The 21400-nt window shown below is 53.2% G+C and carries 20 protein-coding genes; 11 read left to right on the plus strand and 9 right to left on the minus strand.

From position 1 onward, the window contains the following. Window positions 1-15: 15 nt before the first annotated feature. Entirely contained in the window at window positions 16-441 is a 426-nt protein-coding gene (locus tag BMX66_RS07695) for a GNAT family N-acetyltransferase (protein WP_090880458.1), read from the plus strand. A gap of 153 nt (window positions 442-594) precedes the next feature. Here BMX66_RS07695 and BMX66_RS07700 read toward each other — a convergent pair whose 3' ends face one another. Both BMX66_RS07700 and BMX66_RS07705 read right to left on the minus strand, forming a co-directional pair. Next, entirely contained in the window at window positions 595-1935 is a 1341-nt protein-coding gene (locus tag BMX66_RS07700; protein WP_090880461.1) for a porin, read from the minus strand. Between the two features lie 346 nt (window positions 1936-2281). Then, a complete protein-coding gene (locus tag BMX66_RS07705) occupies window positions 2282-2905 on the minus strand; it encodes a helix-turn-helix transcriptional regulator (protein ID WP_090880465.1) in 624 nt (207 codons plus the stop codon). 210 nt (window positions 2906-3115) lie between these two features. On the opposite strand from BMX66_RS07705, the gene BMX66_RS07710 reads away from it, so the two are divergent. Beyond that, on the plus strand, window positions 3116-3538 hold the full coding sequence (locus BMX66_RS07710) for a hypothetical protein (protein ID WP_090880468.1): 423 nt from the start codon (window positions 3116-3118) through the stop codon (window positions 3536-3538). Between the two features lie 137 nt (window positions 3539-3675). Here BMX66_RS07710 and BMX66_RS07715 read toward each other — a convergent pair whose 3' ends face one another. Together BMX66_RS07715 and ilvA are read right to left on the minus strand one after the other, a co-directional pair. Next, entirely contained in the window at window positions 3676-4998 is a 1323-nt protein-coding gene (locus tag BMX66_RS07715) for a porin (RefSeq protein WP_090880470.1), read from the minus strand. A 391-nt stretch (window positions 4999-5389) separates the two neighbouring features. Then, a complete protein-coding gene (gene ilvA, locus BMX66_RS07720) occupies window positions 5390-6901 on the minus strand; it encodes a threonine ammonia-lyase, biosynthetic (protein WP_090881073.1) in 1512 nt (503 codons plus the stop codon). 134 nt (window positions 6902-7035) lie between these two features. Between ilvA and rpiA the strand changes: the two genes are divergently transcribed. The 4 genes from rpiA (at window position 7036) to corA (ending at window position 11146) form a co-directional block, all read left to right on the plus strand. Next, window positions 7036-7695 (plus strand): ribose-5-phosphate isomerase RpiA, encoded by a 660-nt coding sequence (rpiA, locus tag BMX66_RS07725; RefSeq protein WP_090880473.1) that lies wholly within the window; start codon window positions 7036-7038, stop codon window positions 7693-7695. A gap of 70 nt (window positions 7696-7765) precedes the next feature. Next, window positions 7766-8473, plus strand: coding sequence for a phosphate signaling complex protein PhoU (gene phoU / locus BMX66_RS07730; RefSeq protein WP_090880475.1), 708 nt, complete (start codon window positions 7766-7768; stop codon window positions 8471-8473). A 38-nt stretch (window positions 8474-8511) separates the two neighbouring features. Beyond that, window positions 8512-10011, plus strand: a complete 1500-nt coding sequence (gene ppx, locus BMX66_RS07735) for an exopolyphosphatase (protein ID WP_090880478.1) — start codon at window positions 8512-8514, stop codon at window positions 10009-10011. Between the two features lie 64 nt (window positions 10012-10075). Further along, complete coding sequence (gene corA / locus BMX66_RS07740) at window positions 10076-11146, plus strand: magnesium/cobalt transporter CorA (RefSeq protein ID WP_090880481.1); 1071 nt, start codon at window positions 10076-10078, stop codon at window positions 11144-11146. Between the two features lie 402 nt (window positions 11147-11548). Here corA and BMX66_RS07750 read toward each other — a convergent pair whose 3' ends face one another. The 3 genes from BMX66_RS07750 to BMX66_RS07760 form a co-directional block, all read right to left on the minus strand. After that, a complete protein-coding gene (locus BMX66_RS07750) occupies window positions 11549-12313 on the minus strand; it encodes a 3',5'-cyclic-nucleotide phosphodiesterase (protein ID WP_090880488.1) in 765 nt (254 codons plus the stop codon). A 139-nt stretch (window positions 12314-12452) separates the two neighbouring features. Further along, window positions 12453-13508, minus strand: a complete 1056-nt coding sequence (locus BMX66_RS07755; protein ID WP_255398862.1) for a glycosyltransferase family 2 protein — start codon at window positions 13506-13508, stop codon at window positions 12453-12455. Window positions 13509-13544: 36 nt separating this feature from the next. Continuing rightward, complete coding sequence (locus tag BMX66_RS07760) at window positions 13545-14867, minus strand: hypothetical protein (protein WP_090880491.1); 1323 nt, start codon at window positions 14865-14867, stop codon at window positions 13545-13547. Between the two features lie 264 nt (window positions 14868-15131). On the opposite strand from BMX66_RS07760, the gene BMX66_RS07765 reads away from it, so the two are divergent. Genes BMX66_RS07765 through BMX66_RS07785 form a run of 5 tightly spaced genes read left to right on the plus strand, consistent with a single transcriptional unit; the run spans window position 15132 to window position 19220 of the window. Then, window positions 15132-15890 carry a 3-deoxy-manno-octulosonate cytidylyltransferase gene (locus BMX66_RS07765; RefSeq protein ID WP_090880494.1) on the plus strand — a complete coding sequence of 253 codons (759 nt, stop codon included), beginning with the start codon at window positions 15132-15134 and terminating at the stop codon, window positions 15888-15890. 58 nt (window positions 15891-15948) lie between these two features. Next, window positions 15949-16710, plus strand: a complete 762-nt coding sequence (locus BMX66_RS07770) for an HpcH/HpaI aldolase family protein (protein WP_090880496.1) — start codon at window positions 15949-15951, stop codon at window positions 16708-16710. After that, window positions 16707-17645 (plus strand): phosphoglycerate dehydrogenase, encoded by a 939-nt coding sequence (locus BMX66_RS07775; protein WP_090880499.1) that lies wholly within the window; start codon window positions 16707-16709, stop codon window positions 17643-17645. Before BMX66_RS07770 ends, BMX66_RS07775 begins: the two co-directional genes overlap by 4 nt. A 7-nt stretch (window positions 17646-17652) precedes the next feature. Beyond that, window positions 17653-18582, plus strand: coding sequence for an NAD-dependent epimerase/dehydratase family protein (locus tag BMX66_RS07780; RefSeq protein ID WP_090880502.1), 930 nt, complete (start codon window positions 17653-17655; stop codon window positions 18580-18582). After that, entirely contained in the window at window positions 18579-19220 is a 642-nt protein-coding gene (locus tag BMX66_RS07785; protein WP_090880505.1) for an HAD family hydrolase, read from the plus strand. Before BMX66_RS07780 ends, BMX66_RS07785 begins: the two co-directional genes overlap by 4 nt. Window positions 19221-19281: 61 nt before the next feature. Here the strand turns inward: BMX66_RS07785 and BMX66_RS16000 are convergent, their stop codons facing one another. Together BMX66_RS16000 and BMX66_RS16005 are read right to left on the minus strand one after the other, a co-directional pair. Next, window positions 19282-20253: a hypothetical protein gene (locus BMX66_RS16000; protein ID WP_255398863.1), complete on the minus strand. Its 972-nt coding sequence runs from the start codon at window positions 20251-20253 to the stop codon at window positions 19282-19284. Beyond that, a complete protein-coding gene (locus BMX66_RS16005; RefSeq protein ID WP_255398864.1) occupies window positions 20254-21267 on the minus strand; it encodes a diacylglycerol/lipid kinase family protein in 1014 nt (337 codons plus the stop codon). It lies immediately after the preceding gene. Between the last annotated feature and the right edge of the window lie 133 nt (window positions 21268-21400).

Raw genomic sequence — 21400 nt, forward strand, 5'->3', positions numbered from 1 at the left:
TGAACCCTCAAAGGCATGAACGGCTATAACGTCCGCAACGCAAGCTGGCAATGTGATAACCACGCACTGCGCTCAATACGGGAAAAAGTTTTTATCCGTGAGCAGGGCGTTCCTGTCGAACTGGAATGGGACGAATTTGACGCGAGCTGTATTCATGCCCTTGCTGCGGATTCGGCGGGAAATCCTATTGGCACGGCCCGGTTTTTACCGGTCGGAACCATCGGACGCATGGCAGTGCTAAAGGAATGGAGAGGCAAAGGCGTGGGCGGCGCGCTCCTGCAGTGGCTGCTGCAAGAAGCTGGAGATCGGCAATTTCAACAGGTTGCCTTGAATGCGCAGATATATGCTGCCGGGTTTTATGCCAAATTCGGTTTTCGGATAGAGGGAGAAAAGTTCCTGGACGCAGGGATTCCGCATGTGAAAATGGTTCTGCGATTGTAGATCGCATTCAAGTCAAGTAAATCCGGTTGATCTTTGCCCAGCTACCAAGGGCAACATCCACCTGCCCCATACCGGCGTACTCCCCGAGATTAGCCATTATTGATTCCGAAAGCTGTGTGTATTTTACACACAAAAAACAGTCGAAAGATGTGATTAAAAAGGAACCATAAAATCAAGCGATAATACAACCTGGTCTTTTTTCCCTCCGAACGGCCGGTAGGTCGCGCCATGGAGCGCATCCACATTGTCATATCGTACGTTCGGGCGAACATTAAACTGCTGGATCGGCTTCCACTCCAGTTTCAGCGTCTTGGCAGCTTTCCAGTTCATTCCCACAGTGACCGCGTAATAATCTGCGGGTACGCTGGTGCTATTGCCGAACTGGCCACGGCCCAGCGCGTAGCTCAATCCGCGGTTGTCTGTAGCCGCCGCTACACGGCCGGGTGAAAATACGCGAAAACCGTCTCGATCACGGAACCATTCGCCGCGGACGCCAACTGATAGTTCAGGCGTAAGATCATAGTACAGGTGCGTGTTAATGCCATACCATTCTGCATTCTTGTTCACGCCGTTCAATAATACCCCACCGGCGTAACCATGATCGTGCTGGAAAACAAAATGTGTCTTGGTGGTGATCTTGTGCTTCAGCACGACGCTGTACATTCCCCAGGGTTCGCTGCTTCGTGTGGAGGTCTCGCTATAGGTGCCGCTGATATTGGCCGAACTCGCCATGTCGTCGCTGGTCCAGGTGATACCGCCTATACCGCCCCAATTACCCAACTGTTTATCAAATGCTCCATCCCACCCGCCAGTGGCGCTCCCGGTAGTGACCCCGCCGATAATCGACCAGTTGTCGTTGATTTTGTAGTTACCCAATGCCCCGGTATGGGTGAAAGGTTCGCCATATTGCATCGTGTAGGCATGGGTGTAAAAGAAATTGTCAGGAGCCGGAACCGATTCATAACCGATGGGTGTATAAAAATGGCCGAGCTTGACATTCAGGCCGTTACCGACCGGTACGTAAGCTTCCGCATACGCCTGGGGAAGCGCAATACCATAGTATCGGGTCGAAGCACAGCATAAATCGAGATCCCAGTTACTTCTGTCCAGGGGTTGACCAGTATTTACATCGAACGCAGGAACGCCGTATGCCTGGGTAAAAATGGCATCCGTACCGAACATGAAATCGAAACGCCCGCCAAAATCCCACGCACTGCCCTCGGCCACTACGGGTCGTTGTATAAATATATTGAACTGATTCAGTTGAAATCGATTTGACCGATCGGCAAAAGTCACGGGGCCGTTGAACCCGCTCGCCTGGCCCGGGTTGAAAGTCGCTCCGCCATTGATCCAGCCGCCTACCCGTATCCCACTATCTTTAAACCACTCCACTGCCGCATTCGCATGCACATCCGTTGATCCGGCAACCGCTGCGAACAGGCTGACGGCAGAAACGAACACGGTCCGGCTTCTGCGTTTTGGCGTGCACGACATATAGTGATTCCCCTGGGTAAAAACACTACATCCGAAATTGTTATTCTCTCGGCAACGTAACACGCCATATATAAATAAAATGTGATTTTATTGTGAATAATATGTTAAGTTTTTCAGATTTGTGAAGATTTTCAACTTCCATTTATCGCTACGATGTGAAGAAAGTGGAATGGGACGAAACCCATCAACGAACTCACAGATTCAAACCGAGGGGTTCAGAGGATTGGCAGATAATCACCATGTCGCACGTATTGCGATAGGCATCCATTTACAAAATCCAGCAAACAGGGCGCCCGCACTCCTGACAGTGGAAGGAAAAGCGGAAGGGAGTTAATCCCTGGAATGATTACTCGTTGGACGTAAGCTTGAAGCGGCATAAGCTGCTGCCCCGGGCCATGCATTCGTAATGATCAACCTTGCCGCCAGTAAAGGTTTCCATCAAACCCCTGTCCAGATGGCAGATCGCCAGATCTTTTTTTGCCATGGCGTGAAATACGCAGTTCTCCGCTTCAATGACCGCCTCGCCCCCTGGAAGCGTAGCATCTCTTGCGTTATAACCGAGCTGGTCCATGACTTCGACAAGTTTCTCGACCTTCTCTTTGTGGGTCCTCAGACCGGGATATTGATTGCTTATCTGCCGGGCAATGCTTGCACCAATCTCGTTCATACGTTTGCCCATATCGCCGCTGTCTTCACGCCGAACCGACGCTACCACCAACTGCGCAAGCCAGGAATATTGGCGAGGCGACATTTCCTTGCCGAGTTCGGTAAGAACATAAAGTTGCTGCGGACGCCCACCTCCGGACGGACGTGTAGATCCAGCCTCTACCAGCCCCGCCGCCTCCAGGGATGCAAGATGCTGCCGCACCGCGTTTCGAGTAATCCCCAGCCCTTTCGAAAGCTCATCCACACTCAAACCAGGCTTGGTTTGACCCAGCAGCTTAAGCAATTGTTTCTGCCGCTCACCCATAATGTCAGTCGTCTAACGCTTTCACCACCCATGCACTTGAAAATTATTATAGGCCACTAATAGCTGAATTCAATCCAAACAAACTTATAACACAAATAACTTGACAAAGTGTCATTAGCCCCTGATAATAATCGCAGAGGTAGGAATCTTTCCCATTCTGCGCTCGATGGTTGGATCAAAGAGGGTCGGGTCTAAAAGAGGGGTGACATAATGAAAACAAGGGCATTTTTGTCCACTTTGCTCCTCGGCTTCACGACTGCTTGTGCCCAGATGAGTTCTCAAGAGATCGTGCAGAATGAAAATATCCGCCAAGCTGCTCAGAACGCCAGAACATATAGCGACCACAATGCTCTAACCAGCTATTTTGAAAATGCGGCCAGGGAAATGCAAACAAAGGCCGAGGAACAAAAGAAATTGCTTGAGCATTACGAGGAAAAAGGCTATCTGTATGGTAGGCAAGCTCAAGACCTCAAATCGCACACAGCCGCGTTAGTGCGTAAATATGAAGAAACCGCAGAGGAAAACATAAAAGAGGCTGCCGCCCATCGGCTAATGGCCTTGGAGCAGGCTCAGGCCAATCTCGCCGTGCATAATGGCGCTATTAAAGAACCGAGGCGTGAGGGAAGCCGTTAAATATATGACAGGGGGTTGTGGTCCTCGCACCCCTCGGTTCTCAAAGATAAGCTGGCGCTACTCACCTCGGTGTCCAGATTTAAAGGTTTAACATTCGGGTTGCGTCTTATACGCTACCTGCTGCAATCTATGCGGCATCAGAAAGGGATAGTCGCATCGAGAGAAAAAACAATTTGGTCTTTTTGGTTATCGAACGGCCTGTACGATTGATTGATGCCATCTGCTCTGTCGTAACGAATATTGGGGCGAATGTTCAGCTTCTGCATGGACTTCCAGTCCAGCTTCAGCCTTTTGGCCGCTTTCCAGTTCATGCCAATTGTGACCGCATAATAATCCGCGGGCGCACTGGTGGGCGCAAAGGCGCCGGCAAAACTACGTCCCGTGTTATCGGTAGCGGCAAGTACCCGAAATGGCGAGAAGACGCGAAAGCCATCTCTATCCCGGAACCATTCCCCTCGAATCCCGATGGACAGATCATCCAGTAGATCATAGTACATATGCGTGTTGATACCATACCATTCGGCATTCCTGTGCTCGCCATTCAACAAGACTCCCCCAGCATACCCGTGAACGTGGTGTAGAACCAGATGCGTTCTAGGGGTGACTCTGTGTTGCAGCACAATGTTGTACATACCCCAGGGTTCATTGCTGCGCGTGGAAGTTTCGCTGTACGTACCCGTGACATTGGCCGACGTTCTCTTATCATCGCTGGTCCATGTAATGCCACCCAGGCCGCCCCAGTTCCCTAACTGCCTATCAAAACCCCCGTCCCATCCACCGGTAGCGCTACCGGTGATTGCGCCACCCATGACGGACCAATTTCCATTGACTGTATAGTTACCCACGACGCCTGTATGGGTAAACGGCTCGCCATTGTTAAATGTATAGGCATGAGTGTAAAAAAAGTTGTCGGGAGCCGGCACTGTCTCATAGCCGGTCGGAGAATAAAAATGGCCAACCTTGACATTGAGGCCATTGCCAACCGGAAGATAGGCTTCAACATAAGCCTGGGGGAGCGCAATACCGTAGCTGCGGGTCGAAGAACAGCACAAATCGAGGTCCCAATTTCCCCTATCAAGCGGCTGACCGGAATTCACATCAAATGGAGGCACACCGAAAGCCTGGGTATAAATAGAGTCGGTGCCAAACATGAAATCGAAACGGCCTCCCAAATCAAACGCATTGCCTTCCGTTACCACCGTGCGCTGTATAAACACATTAAATTGATTTAATTGAAACCGGTTGGCGCGGTCCGCAAAAGTAACGGGACCGTTGTAGCCGTTACCCGGATTGCCCGGGTTATAAGTTGCTCCGGCATTGATCCAGCCACCGACCCTTATACCGCTATCCTTGAATACGTCTATTATGCCAGCAGCATGGATATCCGAGTTCATCATAACCGATAACAGGCTGCCTATCGCAAATAGAAGCTGGCGTTTGCCTTTTGGCATGCATTTCATTTTTATTTTTCCTTAGTTCCCCGGACATAAGGATTTGAAGCCGTTCAAAACAGTCGATGTTTCGGTTTAACAAGATTCGTGACATCCAGCGAGAACACGAGTTGATCCTTCCTGTCAAAAAAGGCCAAAATGCTACATCAATATCCTCCGCTTTATCGTAAACGAATGTTCTATCGAATAGTCGCTCTTACATGGATTCATGATTGATTTTCAGTCTTTTCGCAAGCGTTCAGCTCTATTCCCGAGTGACTGCTTAATCATTGGCAGACGACCAAAGTGATGTCAGCCTCGTGCTCGACTTCCCAAATCGCCTGTGCTCTTTATCCGTAGCGCGCATGGCTTTCACTACGATCCTGTTTAAATCGGTGGAAATGGAATATTCGGCTCGCATCTATCCCAGAAACAGCTTATAGGCCGGGTTCTCGCTTTCATCCCAGTAACGGTTGTCCAGTTTGCCGAGAAACGCTTTGAACTCCGCCTTCCCTTCAGGCGGCACCTCCAGGCCCACCAGCACGCGGCCATAGTCGGCGCCATGATTGCGGTAGTGGAACAGAGTGATATTCCAGTGATGGCTCATGCTGTTCAAGAATTTCATGAGTGCGCCGGGTCGGTCAGGAAATTCAAAGCGGTAAAGAAGCTCATTTTTTATCTCCCGTGCGCGGCCTCCGACAAGATGGCGCACATGCAATTTCGCCATTTCGTTGTCACTCAGATCTTCAGTGCGCAAACCGCTTCTCTCCAGGTTCTTAATGAGTTTTGCCGCTTCGTCGCGATTTCGAACGGATACGGCAACGAACACATTCGCTTCTTTCGGATCGGCATAGCGGTAGTTGAATTCGGTAATGCTTTTCGCTCCCAACATAGCGCAAAATTTTTTGAAGCTGCCAGGCTCTTCGGGAATCGTTACCGCCATCACGGCTTCCCGCTGCTCACCCAGTTCTGCCCGTTCGGAGACATGACGCAGACGATCGAAATTCATGTTGGCGCCGGAAGCGATCGCAACAAGATTTTTATCGCGAATCCCCTCTCTCCTGGCGTAAGCCTTTGCTCCCGCCACAGACAGCGCACCGGATGGCTCCAGAATCGCGCGAGTATCCTCGAACACATCCTTGATCGCGGCACAGATCGCGTCAGTATCAACCAGTACGATTTCATCCACCAGTTCACGGCACAAGCGGAAGGTTTCTCCTCCCACCTGCTTCACGGCCACGCCATCCGCAAACGATCCTACTTGCGGGAGCCTGACTCGCCGCTTTTTTTTCAGTGACTGATACATGGAATCGGCATCAACCGGTTCGACTCCGATAATCTTGATGTCAGGATAAAGCCTCTTCACATACGCCGCGACACCGGAAATAAGTCCGCCGCCGCCGACCGGCGCAAATATGGCATAAATGGCGCCAGTATGCTGGCGCAGGATTTCCATGCCGATTGTGCCTTGTCCCGCGATGATATCCGGATCATCGTAGGGGTGCACAAACGTAGCATGCTGCTCTGCCGCATATTTCCACGCGTAGGCGTAGGCGTCGTCGTAAGAATCACCATGCGATATCACAGTCGCTCCCCGCGCCTGAACTGCCTGTGATTTGATTTGCGGCGTGGTGACGGGCATTACGATGGTCGCGCGGCAACTCAGCCGTTGTGCCGCAAGCGCCACCCCCTGCGCATGATTGCCTGCCGACGCGGTCACCACACCACGCTTGAGCACGGCCGGGGAAAGCTTGACCATTTTATTGTATGCGCCGCGCACTTTGAATGAAAAAACCTCCTGCATATCCTCGCGCTTCAGTAATAACTGATTGTGTATGCGCGCAGATAAATTTGATGCTAGCTCCAACGGGGTTTCTACCGCCACGTCATAGACCCGTGCGGTGAGAATTCTTTCGAGATAGTTGTTTTTCATCGAACCGTTGCTTGGCGAAGGAAGCAGCATTTTAGCATGCCAGGAAACGCTAAATACCCAGCTTCATTGTTAAAATCGGTGGATAGTATTATCCTCACGAGTAATCAGTTTTTTTCTTCCACAAAAATAACACTATGACGCAAGACGAACAAAAACAGGCGGTCGCCGAAGCCGCTATCCAATATGTTCCCGCAGGTTGCATAGTCGGGGTGGGCACCGGTTCCACTGCAAATTATTTCATCGACGGACTGGCCAGGATCAAGCACAAAATCGAGGGGGCGGTGGCAAGCTCAGAGGCAACAGCACGTCGGCTCCGCGATCATGGCATAGAGGTCATGGATTTGAACAGCGTCGATGAACTTCCGATATATGTGGATGGCACAGACGAGATCACTGAGCACCTGCATATGATAAAAGGCGGCGGCGGGGCATTGACGCGAGAAAAAATCGTTGCTGCAGTGGCGAAAAAATTCGTCTGTATTGCGGACCAGAGCAAGTTTGTCAAGCTGCTCGGCAAGTTTCCACTGCCTGTGGAGGTTATTCCGATGGCGCGCAGCTACGTGGCGCGCGAGATAGTACGCCTGGGCGGGCAGCCCGTGCTGCGCCAGGGATTCATCACCGACAACGGCAACGTGATCCTGGACGTCCATGGTCTGCAGATCCTGAATCCGATTGAACTGGAAACCGCACTCAACCAGATCACGGGCGTCGTGACCAACGGCTTGTTTGCGAAGCGCGGAGCGGATGTATTGCTGCTGAGCAGTGATGATGGTATCCGGACAATAGCCATTTGATGTAGCAGTAATAAAACCTCCATAACCGGTTAGTAATATTCTTTCATTTTGATTGAACGACAGGAGCGCAATGGCTAGCAGCGAACATATATCCAAACAATTTGACGCCGATCTTGAAGCGGTGCGCACACGCGTGTTGCACATGGGCGGATTTGTGGAAGAGCAGATCGAGAGAGCCATCGAGGCGCTGACCACCGGCAACGAGAGCCTCATAGAAAACGTTATCGCCGATGATCACCGGGTCAATGCAATGGAGGTATCGATAGACGAAATATGCAGTCAGATTATCGCCCGCAGACAACCTGCCGCCGGTGACTTACGCATGATCATGACCGTCATCAAGACCATCACCGATCTCGAACGCATTGGCGACGAAGCAGAAAAAATTGCTCGGATGGCCAAGCTGATCTACGAAACAGACCGTATGCATATGCCGCGTTTTGTCGAAATCAGGCATGTAGCCAACATCGCCCTGGAAATGCTGCGCAAGTCCCTGGATGCATTTGCTCGTCTGGACCTGACAGCAGCGGCTCAGGTCGTGCGCGAAGACGAACAGGTGGATGAGGAATTCCGTTCGATCATGCGTCAACTCATCACCTTCATGATGGAAGACCCGCGTAAAATTTCTACCGCCCTCGAAATCCTGTTTGTCGCCAAAGCGATCGAGCGGATTGGCGATCATGCCAAAAATATGTCCGAATACGTGGTATATATGGTCAAGGGCAAGGACGTGCGCCATGTGACTGCTGAAGAGATCGAGCGTGAAATAAGAGATTAGGTCGATTAGTCAGCCGTCGGAATTCAAACCGGAACGCCATGCTCGAATACTCCACTCTCGCGGCGGTAGACCTTGGCTCCAACAGCTTTCGTCTGCAAGTGGCACGGGTGGAAGGCAAACAGCTTTATCCGCTGGACAGTTTGCGCGAAATGGTGCGGCTTGCCGCCGGCCTGACGGAGGACCAGCGGCTGGACGAGGATTCTCAAGTCCGCGCTTTGGGTTGCATGGAACGTTTCGGTGAACGTCTGAGAGGTTTTCCACCGCATACAGTACGTGCAGTCGCAACGAATACCCTTAGAGTAGCCAGAAACGCACCGGTATTTCTCAAAAAAGCCGAGGCCGCTCTCGGGTTCCCGATTGAAGTGATCGCAGGGCACGAGGAAGCGCGGCTTATCTATCTGGGTGTCGCCCACAGTCTTCCAGCCTCTACCAGCCCTCGCCTGGTTATGGATATCGGGGGCGGCTCTACTGAATTTATCATTGGCAGCCGTCTGAAGCCAGTCAAGCTGGAAAGTCTTTATATGGGCTGTGTCAGTTACAGCCTGCGCTTTTTTCCGGACGGCAAGATTACGAAGGGTGCGATGAGACGGGCCGAACTCTCGGCGCGCAGCGAGATACAGACTATCGCCGCACAGTTTTCCAGCGCTCATTGGCGGGACGCATTCGGATCATCCGGCACAGCGCGTGCATTGGGTGACATCATCAAGCTGAACAAGCTCGCCCCGGAAAGCAGCGAGGGGGATATCACCGCGGACGGACTGGAAAATTTTCGGGACCGTTTGCTCAAGATTGGCGATATTGAAAAGCTGGACCTTGCCGGACTACGCGCCGATCGGGCGCCGGTAATCGCCGGAGGTTTTGCCATCATGTCCGCTGCATTTGCCGAACTGGGGATCCAGCGCATGTCGCAGGCAATGGGTGCATTGCGCCAGGGTGTGCTTTACGATTTGCTCGGGCGCTTCCATAAGCATGATATGCGTGAAGTAACGGTTAAACGATTCATGCAACGTTACCGGGTGGATGCTGCTCAGGCAAGACGGGTGGAATCACTGGCGCTGTTGCTGGGAAAACAGTTGCTGAAGGATTTTCCTGATGAAGCGGAAGAATTGCTGCAAACCCTCTCATGGGCTGCGCGATTGCATGAGGTCGGTATTTCAATAGCCCATTCCGGCTATCATAAACACTCAGCATATATTCTCGGCAATGCCGATATGCCAGGTTTCTCGAGAAGGGAACAAGAACGCCTGAGTGCGCTTGTGCTCGTCCAGCGGGGCATGCTTGGTAAAGCGAGAGAATTTATTGCGGTCCCACTGGATTTTGCTCTGCTGTGCGCACTTCGTCTGGCAACATTGTTTCACCGCAGCCGTGGTGATATCAAGATACCGCGCCTGGAAGTCAGCCTGGACGATAAAGAGTTGAAACTCTCCATCGAACGAGGATGGTTAGAAAGAAATCCATTGACCGATACGGCACTTTATGACGAAATCGAACAGTGGAGCGCTCTCGGTCTCAATTTCCGGATAACGAGACCAGACTGATCAGGGATATAAGGCGGATAAATCGGCGAAGAGCGCAACACGGATAATTTGAACAAACGAAGCCATGGCATCACACTCCAAAAAGAGATCTTTAAAAGCAGGACTGCCACCGGGCACGCTGGTGCATATCGGCGCAAGAAAAGGTGTTGCTTCCCGCGTTACCCTGCTGGATTATGATGAGAATGGCGTACGCGAATCCGAGGTTACTGCCGGAGGACTGGCCGATAAAATCAAGTCCGCGCGAGGTATTAAATGGATCAACCTGCACGGGTTGGGTGATGTTGGAGTGATGGAGCAGATCGGCGCCTGTTTTAACCTTCACCCGCTGGTGCTGGAGGACATTTTCAATACGGAACAACGCTCGAAGCTGGAGGATTACGGCGATTATCTTTATGTGGTACTGAAAACCTTCGGTTACGAAACCAGAGGCAGAGAAGAGAAGATATATTCGGAACAGATCAGTCTCGTACTGGGAAAAGATTTCGTGCTGTCGTTCCTCGAAGCGGATGGCGTTCAGTTCCGGTCGGTGCTCGATCGCTTGCGTTCAGGCAAGGGCCAGATCGGAAAGTCAGGTGCGGATTTTCTGATGTACAGCCTGATCGATGCCATTGTGGACAGCTATTTCGTCATTCTTGAACAACTTGATGAAAGAACCGAAGCGCTGGAAGCAGAATTGATAGCTCGCCCGCAACCGAATACCCTGCGTTCAATTCACCATCTAAAGCGCGAAGGTGCTTTTCTGCTCAGATTACTGTGGCCGCTGCGCCAGGTTATCAGCTCCTTGCAGCGCGGCGATTCTCCGCTGTTCACCCGTAATACCTTGCTCTACCTGAGGGATGTGTATGACCACACCATACATATCATCGAATCCATCGAGTCCCTGCGAGACTTGACAGCGGGCATGCTCGATATCTATATGTCCAGCGTGAGCTTTCGCATCAGCACGGTAATGAAGGTCCTCACGGTCATTACCACCATATTCATGCCGCTTAGCCTGATCGCCGGCATCTACGGAATGAACTTCAAATATTTGCCGGGGCTTGAATGGGATTTGGGATTCTTTGCGGTGTTGAGTGCGATGGCAGTAATCAGCGGCGGTATGTTGCTGCTATTTCGATGGAAAAAATGGTTATGAAAGGATAATCCTAAATCCGGTAGTTGGACGGGGTGGAGTGCGCGGTTTTTGGGGTGCAGGGCAAGGCGCGACGACGCGGAATGGTGCGACCGCGCAGGGCGGAGCAGTGCCTTCCGCAGGAAGGTGCGACCCCGGAGCGGGATGCGGTCGCCATGAAACGCGGTCGCGGCATCCCCTGCGCTGCCCGATCCCCGCTTTGCGGGGCCCCTCGTGCGACGCTGCGGGGCGCCCCATTCCAAGGAGTTGCAACGCAGCCATGTGCCGCAAAAACCGTTCAATCCGCCCCGTAGCGAACTCACCAAAAAGGTAAGGTCAAGTGATACAAAAAGTCTTTGTGGATCATAATCCTAAACTGGAGAATGAGCGATCAACTGCCGGATTTAGGATCATAGCAAGCCCGCCTTAAAATTCGAAAACTTGCCCGCGCCTCAATCTCTCCGGTTTGAATTCCCCTGCTGCTGCCTGGATCTCCGCCATCGTGGCATCCTCATTGCCAGGTTCCATGTGGGTGACTAAAAGGCGAACCGCTTTGTTGAGCTGTTTTAACCCCTGTGCCAGCAGCTCCGGCCGCATATGACCCGCAGCCTCGGCGCCTGCCCTGTTGTGATTGAGAAAGGTTGTCTCGATCATCAGATAGCGCAAGTTGCCGATCGCATTCAACGCGGTCCAGAACGGCTCATGGTAAGTGGTATCGCCGCTGAATACAAAACTGGCCTTGCCGCTATCCAGTTGATAGCCCACGCCGGGAACAGCATGCCGCACCGGTAGCGGGGTCACTTTCCTTCCTGATAACTCCACAGTCTCCCCCACCGCAACAGGTTGGAACACAATATAGGGGTTGTCGGGCGCAGGTAGCCGGGTGTAATCCGGCCAAAGGCGAAAATTGAACATGTCCTGCTTCAGTACGGCAATAGTTTCGGGTAGCGCATAAACCGTTACCGGGCTGTTACGCCGCGGCCCCACCATGTCCGCTACCATTGGAAGCAGTCCTGCATGGTCGAGATGCGAGTGGGTAAGAAATACCGTATTGATACATAACATTTCAGTCAGCGTTAAATCTCCGGCCCCGGTACCGACGTCAATCAGAATGTCGTCATCCAGCATCAGACACGTGGTTCTCAAGTCCGCCGCCACCCCGCCGGTGCATCCAAGCACGGTTATGCGCATTTTATTTCGATCAGCGAATGAAGTGAAGAAATGCTATCAAAAAATGGTTGTCGCCCCCTGGGGCGATGAAAGACGCAAGACAAGAAAGTAAACGACTCAGAACTGAAGATCCGCGCTCCCCTGAAGATCCCGGAGCTCCTCAAAGCAACCTGAGGCTGCAGCCGTGTGCTGCCGCAGACCTTTCCCACATCAATACCTTGATGCCCCGCATACGCGCCCAGGAAATGATCAAGACGCGCAACAGGCGTGAAGCATCGGGCAGCATCCATATTTCCGAGATACGCTTGTCCTCTCGCCAGCTACGCAGCAGAAGTCTCATCACGGCCCCCGCGCCTATGGAATGGCTGCGCATCTGCAAGCAGAGAAGCTGTCGCGCCGATTCCGGCGAAAGCCAATGAACATAGCCGCCCTGGTGGAACACGTTCTCGAGCGCATCAAGAAGCGTTGAGGGAAAACGCGTCAGCGGATAATTTCCCGAGAGAAGCAGGATGTTACGCCGGGCATTCGGATAGCGCGAGAAATAAAGGTTGCGGTTGTGCCTCACCAGTGCCCTGAAAGACCGGCCGCGCCCGAATGATCCACCCCCCTTGTGCTGTATACGAGCGTCGGGATGCACGCCGAGCCGCCAGCCTCGCAGGTCGAGCCGGCGGCCAAGATCCACGTCTTCGTAATAGCCGCGACCGAATGCCCGGTCAAAGCCACCGGTATCCTGGAAAACCTTGCGGCGAACCAGAAACGCGTGCCCCTGAAGGCGGTAGGTAGCAATGTAACCGCCAGGCCGGCGCAAATATTGGCCCAGATCGTGCCTGGCATAGTCATTGCCCCCGGGAATGATGACCGCTAGCTGCGGGTCAGCCGCTAGCGCCGCACAAAGCAGCGGCAGGAAATCTTCACTTGCCTCGGTATCCGAATTGAGAACCAGCACATAAGATGCGTCGGAGCGATCGACTGCCGCGTTTACCGACGCACCAAAACCGCGATTAGTCCGAGCGTGATGAACGCGAATGCATTCATACGGCAATTGCTCGAGCATCTGGCGTGTCTCGGTGCCGGATGCGTCATCCTGTACATGAATATACCTGACGGATCCGCTGAGGAACGTAACGACGGAATCGATGCAGCGCCGCGTCAGCAGCGGCGCGTTGTAGACCGGGATTACCACATCGATGGATGGCATTACCGGCATACGGCTCATCAATCTCCTTGAAAAACTAGGCGGAAAACCCGCTAATCATGCAAAAGCCAGTTTAGCGGCGCTATCGTGGGGATGAGCTTGGTACTGGCTGGCCTCTGGCCGCACCTGTCCCTCCAGCAATGCCACATAACGGGATAGTACGTCCGGACCCCCTACATCAATCATTTCCCTCAGAAAGCGTTGGTGGTGTTCTTCGATATAAAAAGAATCGCAGCCATGGGAAAGAAACCTTTCGATATTTTTATACACATCATCCCGGCAACGCAGCTCTGTCTCAGGCATGAATTCAGCCAGCGCGGACCGTCCCGCATGCAGATAGTCAGCCGCCAGTACCGGCTTCTTTGTCTTGACTGCTTCAAATACAACCGAAGTGGCAAGATCAATGATGACATCCGCCCAATTCATGAGATAAATGGAATGAACATCACCGCCGGCTACGCTGACGTTTGACAAACGCCGCAGGGAAACATCCTTTGTCAAGGATTGTTGCCAGCCTCCGCGGGTATGGGGCTTGATCACTAGCTCCACCCCTGGAAAGCCGGCAACGATACGTACGACCTCGCCCACTTCCTCCCAGAATGTGGAAAAATTGCTCTTTCTCAAAAACATTACCACCTTGAGCTTGCTGTCGGAGCGGGTCAGGGGCGAAGGCGGCATCAATTCGGCCAATTTGGCGAGCCATTCGTCACAGTAGCGCGGGGAACCCAATACGGCAAGCTTCTGATTATCCATGAAGGGGCGAAAGCGCACCGAGCATAGCTCGTTCGGCACCACAACTCTTTCAAAAATCCCCGCGTTGGCAAACGTGGTATCGGGTTCCAGGCGCAATTCCCGGCGCCGGATCAACTGACTGGCATGGGGACTATCGCCATGCGGCAGCGATACCGTGCCCAGGCCCATTTCACGCGCTGTCGACAGCATCACCTTGACCCATTCCACGCAAATGGACGAATTTCTTTCTATCCAGTCGAATACCACCACGCCCTCATCATTGTCGCCAAAACTACGCGTCAATAAGCGTTTAGCGGTACTTCGCCAGATCGGTTCACGCCGCCTGGCATCATAAAACGATGCCAGAGCATTCATGATCGGGCCGATGAACGGACGGCGCAAACTGCGGATCAATATCAGCGTTTGAAAAAACCATCTGATAAATTCGACAGGCGGCAACACATCGGCGATGTAGGCCATGCGCACGCCGTTGAGCCCCTGCAGGAACTTGATCCGGTAATCATCGCGAAACCGCGAGTTCCCTATCAGGACAATATCGCAGGTATGCCCCGAATCGATCCACTTCGAGATTACCGGTGTAATATGGTCTATGTCGTTATAATGACGGAGGAAAAAAAGCGCTTTCATCCCCGCATTCTCATCCTTTGCATGTTGGTAACAACCAGTATACCCATCATTTAATTGAGGATTCCGATGTGTTTCTGGTGGCGAAAAGCGCGTAATTGTACACTGGCGAATATCCGTTTACTAGCACGGCCATCGTTTTAGTCCGTAGCAGTCTGTTAGAATAGATTGTTTCGGATTCGCTCCCGATACTCGCGAATAGCTGATAATCGGCAATCAACAACTAAAGCACCCCGACCGATAAATCCAAGGAATGTGAAACTATTAATGAAAACAATCGCTGTAATACCGGCACGTATGGGTTCGTCCCGGTTTCCCGGTAAACCGGTTGCGAAACTGCTGGGCCGCACGATGCTGGAACATGTCTACAAGCGTGTTGCGCTGAGCCGCGCGCTCGATGCCACTTACATCGCCACTTGCGATGAGGAAATCCGCAGGGCGGCGCAGGACTTTGGCGCCCCGGTGATTATGACGGCTGACACCCACGAAAGGGCCAGCGATCGAGTTGCCGAGGCAGCAGCCGGAATTGATGCTGAACTCATTGTCATGGTACAAGGTGACGAACCAATGACCCGTCCGGAGATGATCGATGAGGCGGTAGAGCCGTTTCGGCACGATCCGCAATTGGGCTGCGTTAATCTGGTGCGAAGTATTGACAACAAAACCGACTTTTACGACTTTAACACAATTAAGGTGGTGATGGATCAACGGGGCAATGCCCTGTTCATGTCGCGACAGCCAATACCGTCCCTCCCGGGCTCCTCACAATTGAATTTCCAGCCCGCCTTCGCTTATAAACAGGTCTGTATCATTCCGTTTCGACGCAACACGTTGCTCGATTTCGCAGGATTACCGCAAACGCCGCTGGAAAAACTGGAGTCAGTGGACATGCTACGATTGCTGGAGCATGGTTATCGGGTGAAGATGGTAAGAACGGAGTTCAACACTCAAGCGGTGGATACCCAGGCCGATCTTGAGCGCGTGGCAAAGTTGATGGAAGAGGACCCGCTGCTGGCCTCATACTGAGTCAGCGTCCCTCGGCCCAAATCGAGATAGCTGTTTAAAGGATCTATTGGATGTATTCATGCAATTAAAATCGAAACTTGCCCGGAACGCGTTAACCATCGGCTCGTGGATTACCCTGGGACATCCGGCGATCGCCGAAATCATGGCTGCAGCCGGGTTTGATTGGCTCGTACTGGATACCGAGCACAGTGTCCTGGAACTGAGCGAGGTTCAAATACTGATCCAGGCGCTGGACGGGCGGGGATGCCCCGCTATCGTTCGGCTGACTTCGAATCACCCCGATCAGATCAAGCGTGTCATGGACGCCGGTGCAACGGGCGTAATGGTGCCGATGGTTAAAACCGCGGCAGATGCCGAGGCTGCGGTCCAGGCCGTCTACTACCCGCCTCGCGGCCATCGTGGAGTCGGCCTGGCGCGCGCACAAGGGTATGGCGCGACATTTCAGCAGTATCGGCGCTGGCTGGAAGACAACGCGGTCGTGGTAGCCATGATTGAGCATATCGACTCCGTCGATGCCATCGATTCCATTCTTTCCGTACCGGGAATTGACGCTTATATCATCGGGCCTTACGATCTTTCCGGCTCGATGGGCCGTCCAGGCGAGCTTGATTATCCGGAAGTTCAGACGGCGATAACGCGGGTGCTGGAAGCTGGACGCCGCCTCGGCAAGCCCGGAGGGATTCATGTAGTCGAGCCCGATCCCGATCAGCTGCGCCGCAGCATCCAGGCCGGCTTCAGCTTTCTTGGCTACGGTTTGGACATTCGCATCCTCGACACACTTTGCCGGAGCCATATGCAAAAAATAAGGGAAGATCTATGAGCAAGCTTGTCATCTCCACCTCGTCGTTTGATATGGAAAATAACCCCCATATCCAGCATTTAGTAAGAAAGGGTATGCCCGTCGCCGCCAATAGTTACGGACGCAAAATCACGGAAGATGAAGCCATCGCATTGCTGGGCAATGATGCTGTAGGAATGATCGCCGGGATAGAACCCCTGACGGAGCGTGTTTTCGCATCCGCCAGAAACTTGAAAGTGATATCCCGCTGCGGGAGCGGTCTGGATAGTGTCGATCTTGCGGCAGCGAAGCGCCACGGTATTACTGTTCTCAATACACCTGAGGCGCCTGCCCAGGCAGTGGCCGAGCTTGCCTTGGCACTGATATTGACCATTTTGAGACGGATATGCGAAACTGATAAATTGGTCCGTGCCGGCCAGTGGCCGCGAACACAGGGAAGGCTACTGGCCGCCCAACGCGTGGGTATCATTGGCCTGGGAAGAGTCGGCCGCCGCGTTGCGCGGGTGTGCCAGGCGTTTGGCGCCGACGTGGTGGCGCATGATTCATATGTGACGAACTCGCCTGACGAGGTAGAATTGATACCCTTGGAGAAGCTTCTGGCGGAGGCGGATATCATCACCCTCCATGTCACGTATGACGCTGACACTCACCATCTGCTGAATGAGAACGCTTTTGCGCGTATGAAACGCGGCGCCATAGTGATAAATACCGCTCGCGGCGGCCTCATCGATGAAACCGCTCTGGCAGATGCTTTGAATTCCGGGCAGTTGGCTGCGGCGGCGCTTGATGTTTTCGAGCAGGAACCGTACCACGGTCCCCTGCTAAAATGCGAAAATGCAATTCTCACTTCACATGTCGGCTCACTTGCCAGGGAATCGCGCCAACGCATGGAGATCGAAGCCGCAGAGAATCTGCTGCAGGGCCTGATTGAAGCAGGCGTAATGAAAAACGGATAAACAGGGAATGTCCAACGAAATCGCGATAGTATATGGCGCCAGTGGCTTTCTTGGCAGTCATGTGGCCGACGCTTTGTCCACTGTCGGCTATCGGGTACGCTTGTTCGATCGCTCCCCATCCCAATATCAGCGCCAAGACCAGGAAATGATCATTGGCGACATCATGGATCTTGGCCAGGTGACGGAAGCGGCCAAGGGCGCCGACGTGGTCTATAATTTTGCCGCTATCGCGGATATTGACGAGGCCCACGATAAACCGCTGGCTACCGCCACGGTCAATGTGCTGGGCAATATGCATGCACTGGAAGCCGCCCGCCTTGCTGGAGCCCGCCGCTTTGTCTTCGCCAGTACTATTTACGTCTACTCCGAGTCTGGTTCTTTTTACCGCGCCAGCAAGCAGGCGGCCGAGCGTTTTATTGAAACGTATCACGAACGCTACGGCCTGGACTACAGCATTCTGCGCTACGGATCACTGTACGGCCGACGCGCTGACGCGCGTAATGGTATCTACCGCATGCTGCATGAAGCGGTCGAGCGGCATTCGATTACCTATCACGGTAGCGGCGAGGCGATTCGTGAGTACATCCATGTGGAGGACGCTGCGCGCATGAGTGTACAGGTGCTTGCACCGGAATTTGCCAACCGCCATCTGATCCTGACCGGCCAGGAGCGGCTACGCATCAGGGACGTCATGACAATGATCTCTGAAATCATGCCCTGGAAAATTGATCTGCATTTCGACCAGGCACGCGCGGGACATCACTACGAGGTGACCCCTTACGCATTCCAACCGCGCATTGGCCGCAAACTGGTGCTGAATGAGCATGTCGATCTGGGGCAGGGACTGCTGGATTGTCTCAGGGATATTCACAAGGCGATGCGTCACTCCGGTGAAGATGATGAGGCGACGCCACTGGCGTCGGACAACAGAGCATGAAGATTACAACCTGGCAAGCCATCATTTTCGATTTTGACGGAGTTGTGGTTGAATCCGGTGAAATCAAAACGCAAGCCTTTGTCAATCTCTATCGTGACTATGGCGAGACGATAATGACTGCGGTAGCGCAGTATCACAGCTCGAATGGCGGTATGTCGCGCTATCAGAAATTTCGCTATTTTCAGGAAACGCTTCTGGAGAAGCCTCCCCTGACGCCGGACGAAGAGCGGCAGCTGGATCGACGCTTTTCCGAGCTGGTGGTAGAGGCTGTGATTGCGAGCGATGCAGTGCCTGGCGCGGCCGAACTGATTCGTAAAGAGGCAAAAAGAATCCCGTTATTTGTCGCATCTGGCACACCGGAAGCAGAACTCAATACCATTGTTGGTCGCCGTGGCCTGGCCTCCTATTTCACCGCAGTACGCGGTTCCCCGACGCCCAAACAGAAGCTTATCGCCGATATTTTATCGGCTCATGCCCTACTGCCGGAGCGTGTACTGATGATAGGCGACGCCCTGATAGATTATCAAAGCGCCCAGGTTAACAATGTTTCATTTTTGGGACGGGTGCGTCCCGGGGATAAAAATCCTTTTCCGGCGCATGTGAACATATTGCCCGATCTGCACCCATTGATCGGCTGAGCGTGGGACCTGTACCGAGCCCGCAATACGACCGCTGAATACTTGCTGATGTAAACCGGTATCAGCGCATCACGCCACGCCGCAACAACCGCCAGGAAACCTTGAGACCCCAAAGCAGAGGATGCCGCCTCAACATGGGGGTGACTTCAACACGAACCCCCGTATGGCGCTCAATCTTCCATGCAGCATAACTGATGCTGTCCTGAAAGGTAAAAGCCGCCTTTGCCAACCGCAGCACAGACAGGACCTTTCCCTGCAAGCGGCGCAACCGCCAGCGCCACAGCGACTGTCGATGACTCGCTGCATCGGTCAGGCACCGATAATTTCCATCTGCCAGCGCCTCCAGCCTTCCCGGCAACGCCGGTGTCGCATATGCGGTCAGTTCGGCATACTCATCCAGATTGAACTGCGCCAGCTGACGCGCCCGCCCTGCCCGTTCAGGCCGCAGTTCTGCGGCATAGGTCTGCGTCAATCCATTAGTCCAGATCGTCTCGACATTCACGATCGAAGCGGTCAGCGTCGGGAGGGTGGACTTCAGAAACGTTATCACCGCATGTGCCAGCGCGTGGTGAATTCTCCTGCGAATACCTTCGTCACGCGCATACAACAACCTTGTTGGTTGAGCAAAGCGCGCCCACAAATATGGGTGAAACCAGTGCCGGGTTCCTTGCTCAAAATCCGCCATTGAGACCACCGCATACTTGGCGCGAAATTTTTTTTCCTGCTGGGATACCTCCAGATAAAATACATTTGGAGGCAACCATGCGTTCAGGCGACGCAGATAGCGCTCAGGGTAAGCACCACCGTAATTGTTCACCACAGCGTAGAAATCCACGACCCCGTCACCAATCTCGTGGGAGCGCAGGCAGGATCCATAAAGAAGAACAGCCTCAAGCGAGGAGCCGAACCGTAATTTCAGTGCTTCAACCAGGACAAAAAAATCCGCCGATACAGCCTCTGAACTCAATGACGCCATCTCCGATACCAGTTCGTCCGGGGGCTGTTGATCGAATACTGGTGTGCGGTTCGACATTTATAAGTTTGCGTTGGCGCTATTTGCTACCAGAAAACTGATAGGGCCGGCTGCCGAGATACGCAATGGCCCCCCTTGACTTGCTGCCCGATAGGACTCGCCATCAACGATATAATCGTCATCTATCATCAGTTCCAATACGCTGGTATTGGAACTGAAATAGCCGTTTTGCTCCTTGAGAGCGCTTCCGTGACCTGAAAGCAACTGCAACAATGAGCGCAGCGGGCGCTTTCGCTGCTGTCGCACAAACGTGACATGCAGCGGTTCCTGTTCCTGACCCCAGTATGGGCGCATGCCGAACAGCAGGCGATCAAGGGTACTGGCGAAAAGAAACGTATAAGTTCCGCGATGCAGCTCGATATTTCTCTCGATAACTGCTAGCTGAACCGGCGCCCAGGGGCCTTGGCGACGTCCGATGAGCGCGCCGGCGAGATAGCCCAGCATTATGATGGCCGAATAAATTTCTCCGGTTACGCCGAGCTGCTTGATCCGGCCCTGGGAAAATATGACAGCACGGGCAATAAGGCCGATACCGAAGAACATGCCATAGACCTTGGCGGTCCCTGCCTGTTCAATACATAAAACGTGACGCTGCAGCAACGGAGGCAGGTTCCGGTTCAACAAACACTTGCTTAACTTCCGCAGGTTGTCTTCCGGTCTGCCGTGAATACCCAGATCCAGTGCCGTCATATTGGTCGTCCCGCCGGGGATTACCGTCAAAATCGGCCATTTGGCCGGTGGCTGTATTGTGAACAGATGATTCAATACGGCCTGTACCGTACCGTCCCCGCCAACGACGACCAGCAGATCAGTATCAGCTTCCACAAAAGCATCAACCGACGCGCGAATCTCGGGGCCGCTCGTCGCGTCCCGGCAGATGGCATCATGGATCCCGGCCATTTCACGTCTTATTGCATCCCTGCGCTTGCGAATACGCCCGCTCATCGGATTGAACAGGAATCCGACGGTTGCGGAACCTGCTCTAAGTCTATCGATCCTGAATTGTTCTATCATTCAATCTTTGATACTGGCCCCGCAAGGGGACTTAAAGGGATTTATTCTGAGGTTTGTCAAGGCAAGCCGCGCAGATTACAACATATGTTCCATTCATGCCACAGCAACATCTGTCCGCAGCGACTACAGACTC

The organism is Nitrosovibrio sp. Nv6 (assembly GCF_900110495.1).
Lineage (GTDB): Bacteria > Pseudomonadota > Gammaproteobacteria > Burkholderiales > Nitrosomonadaceae > Nitrosospira.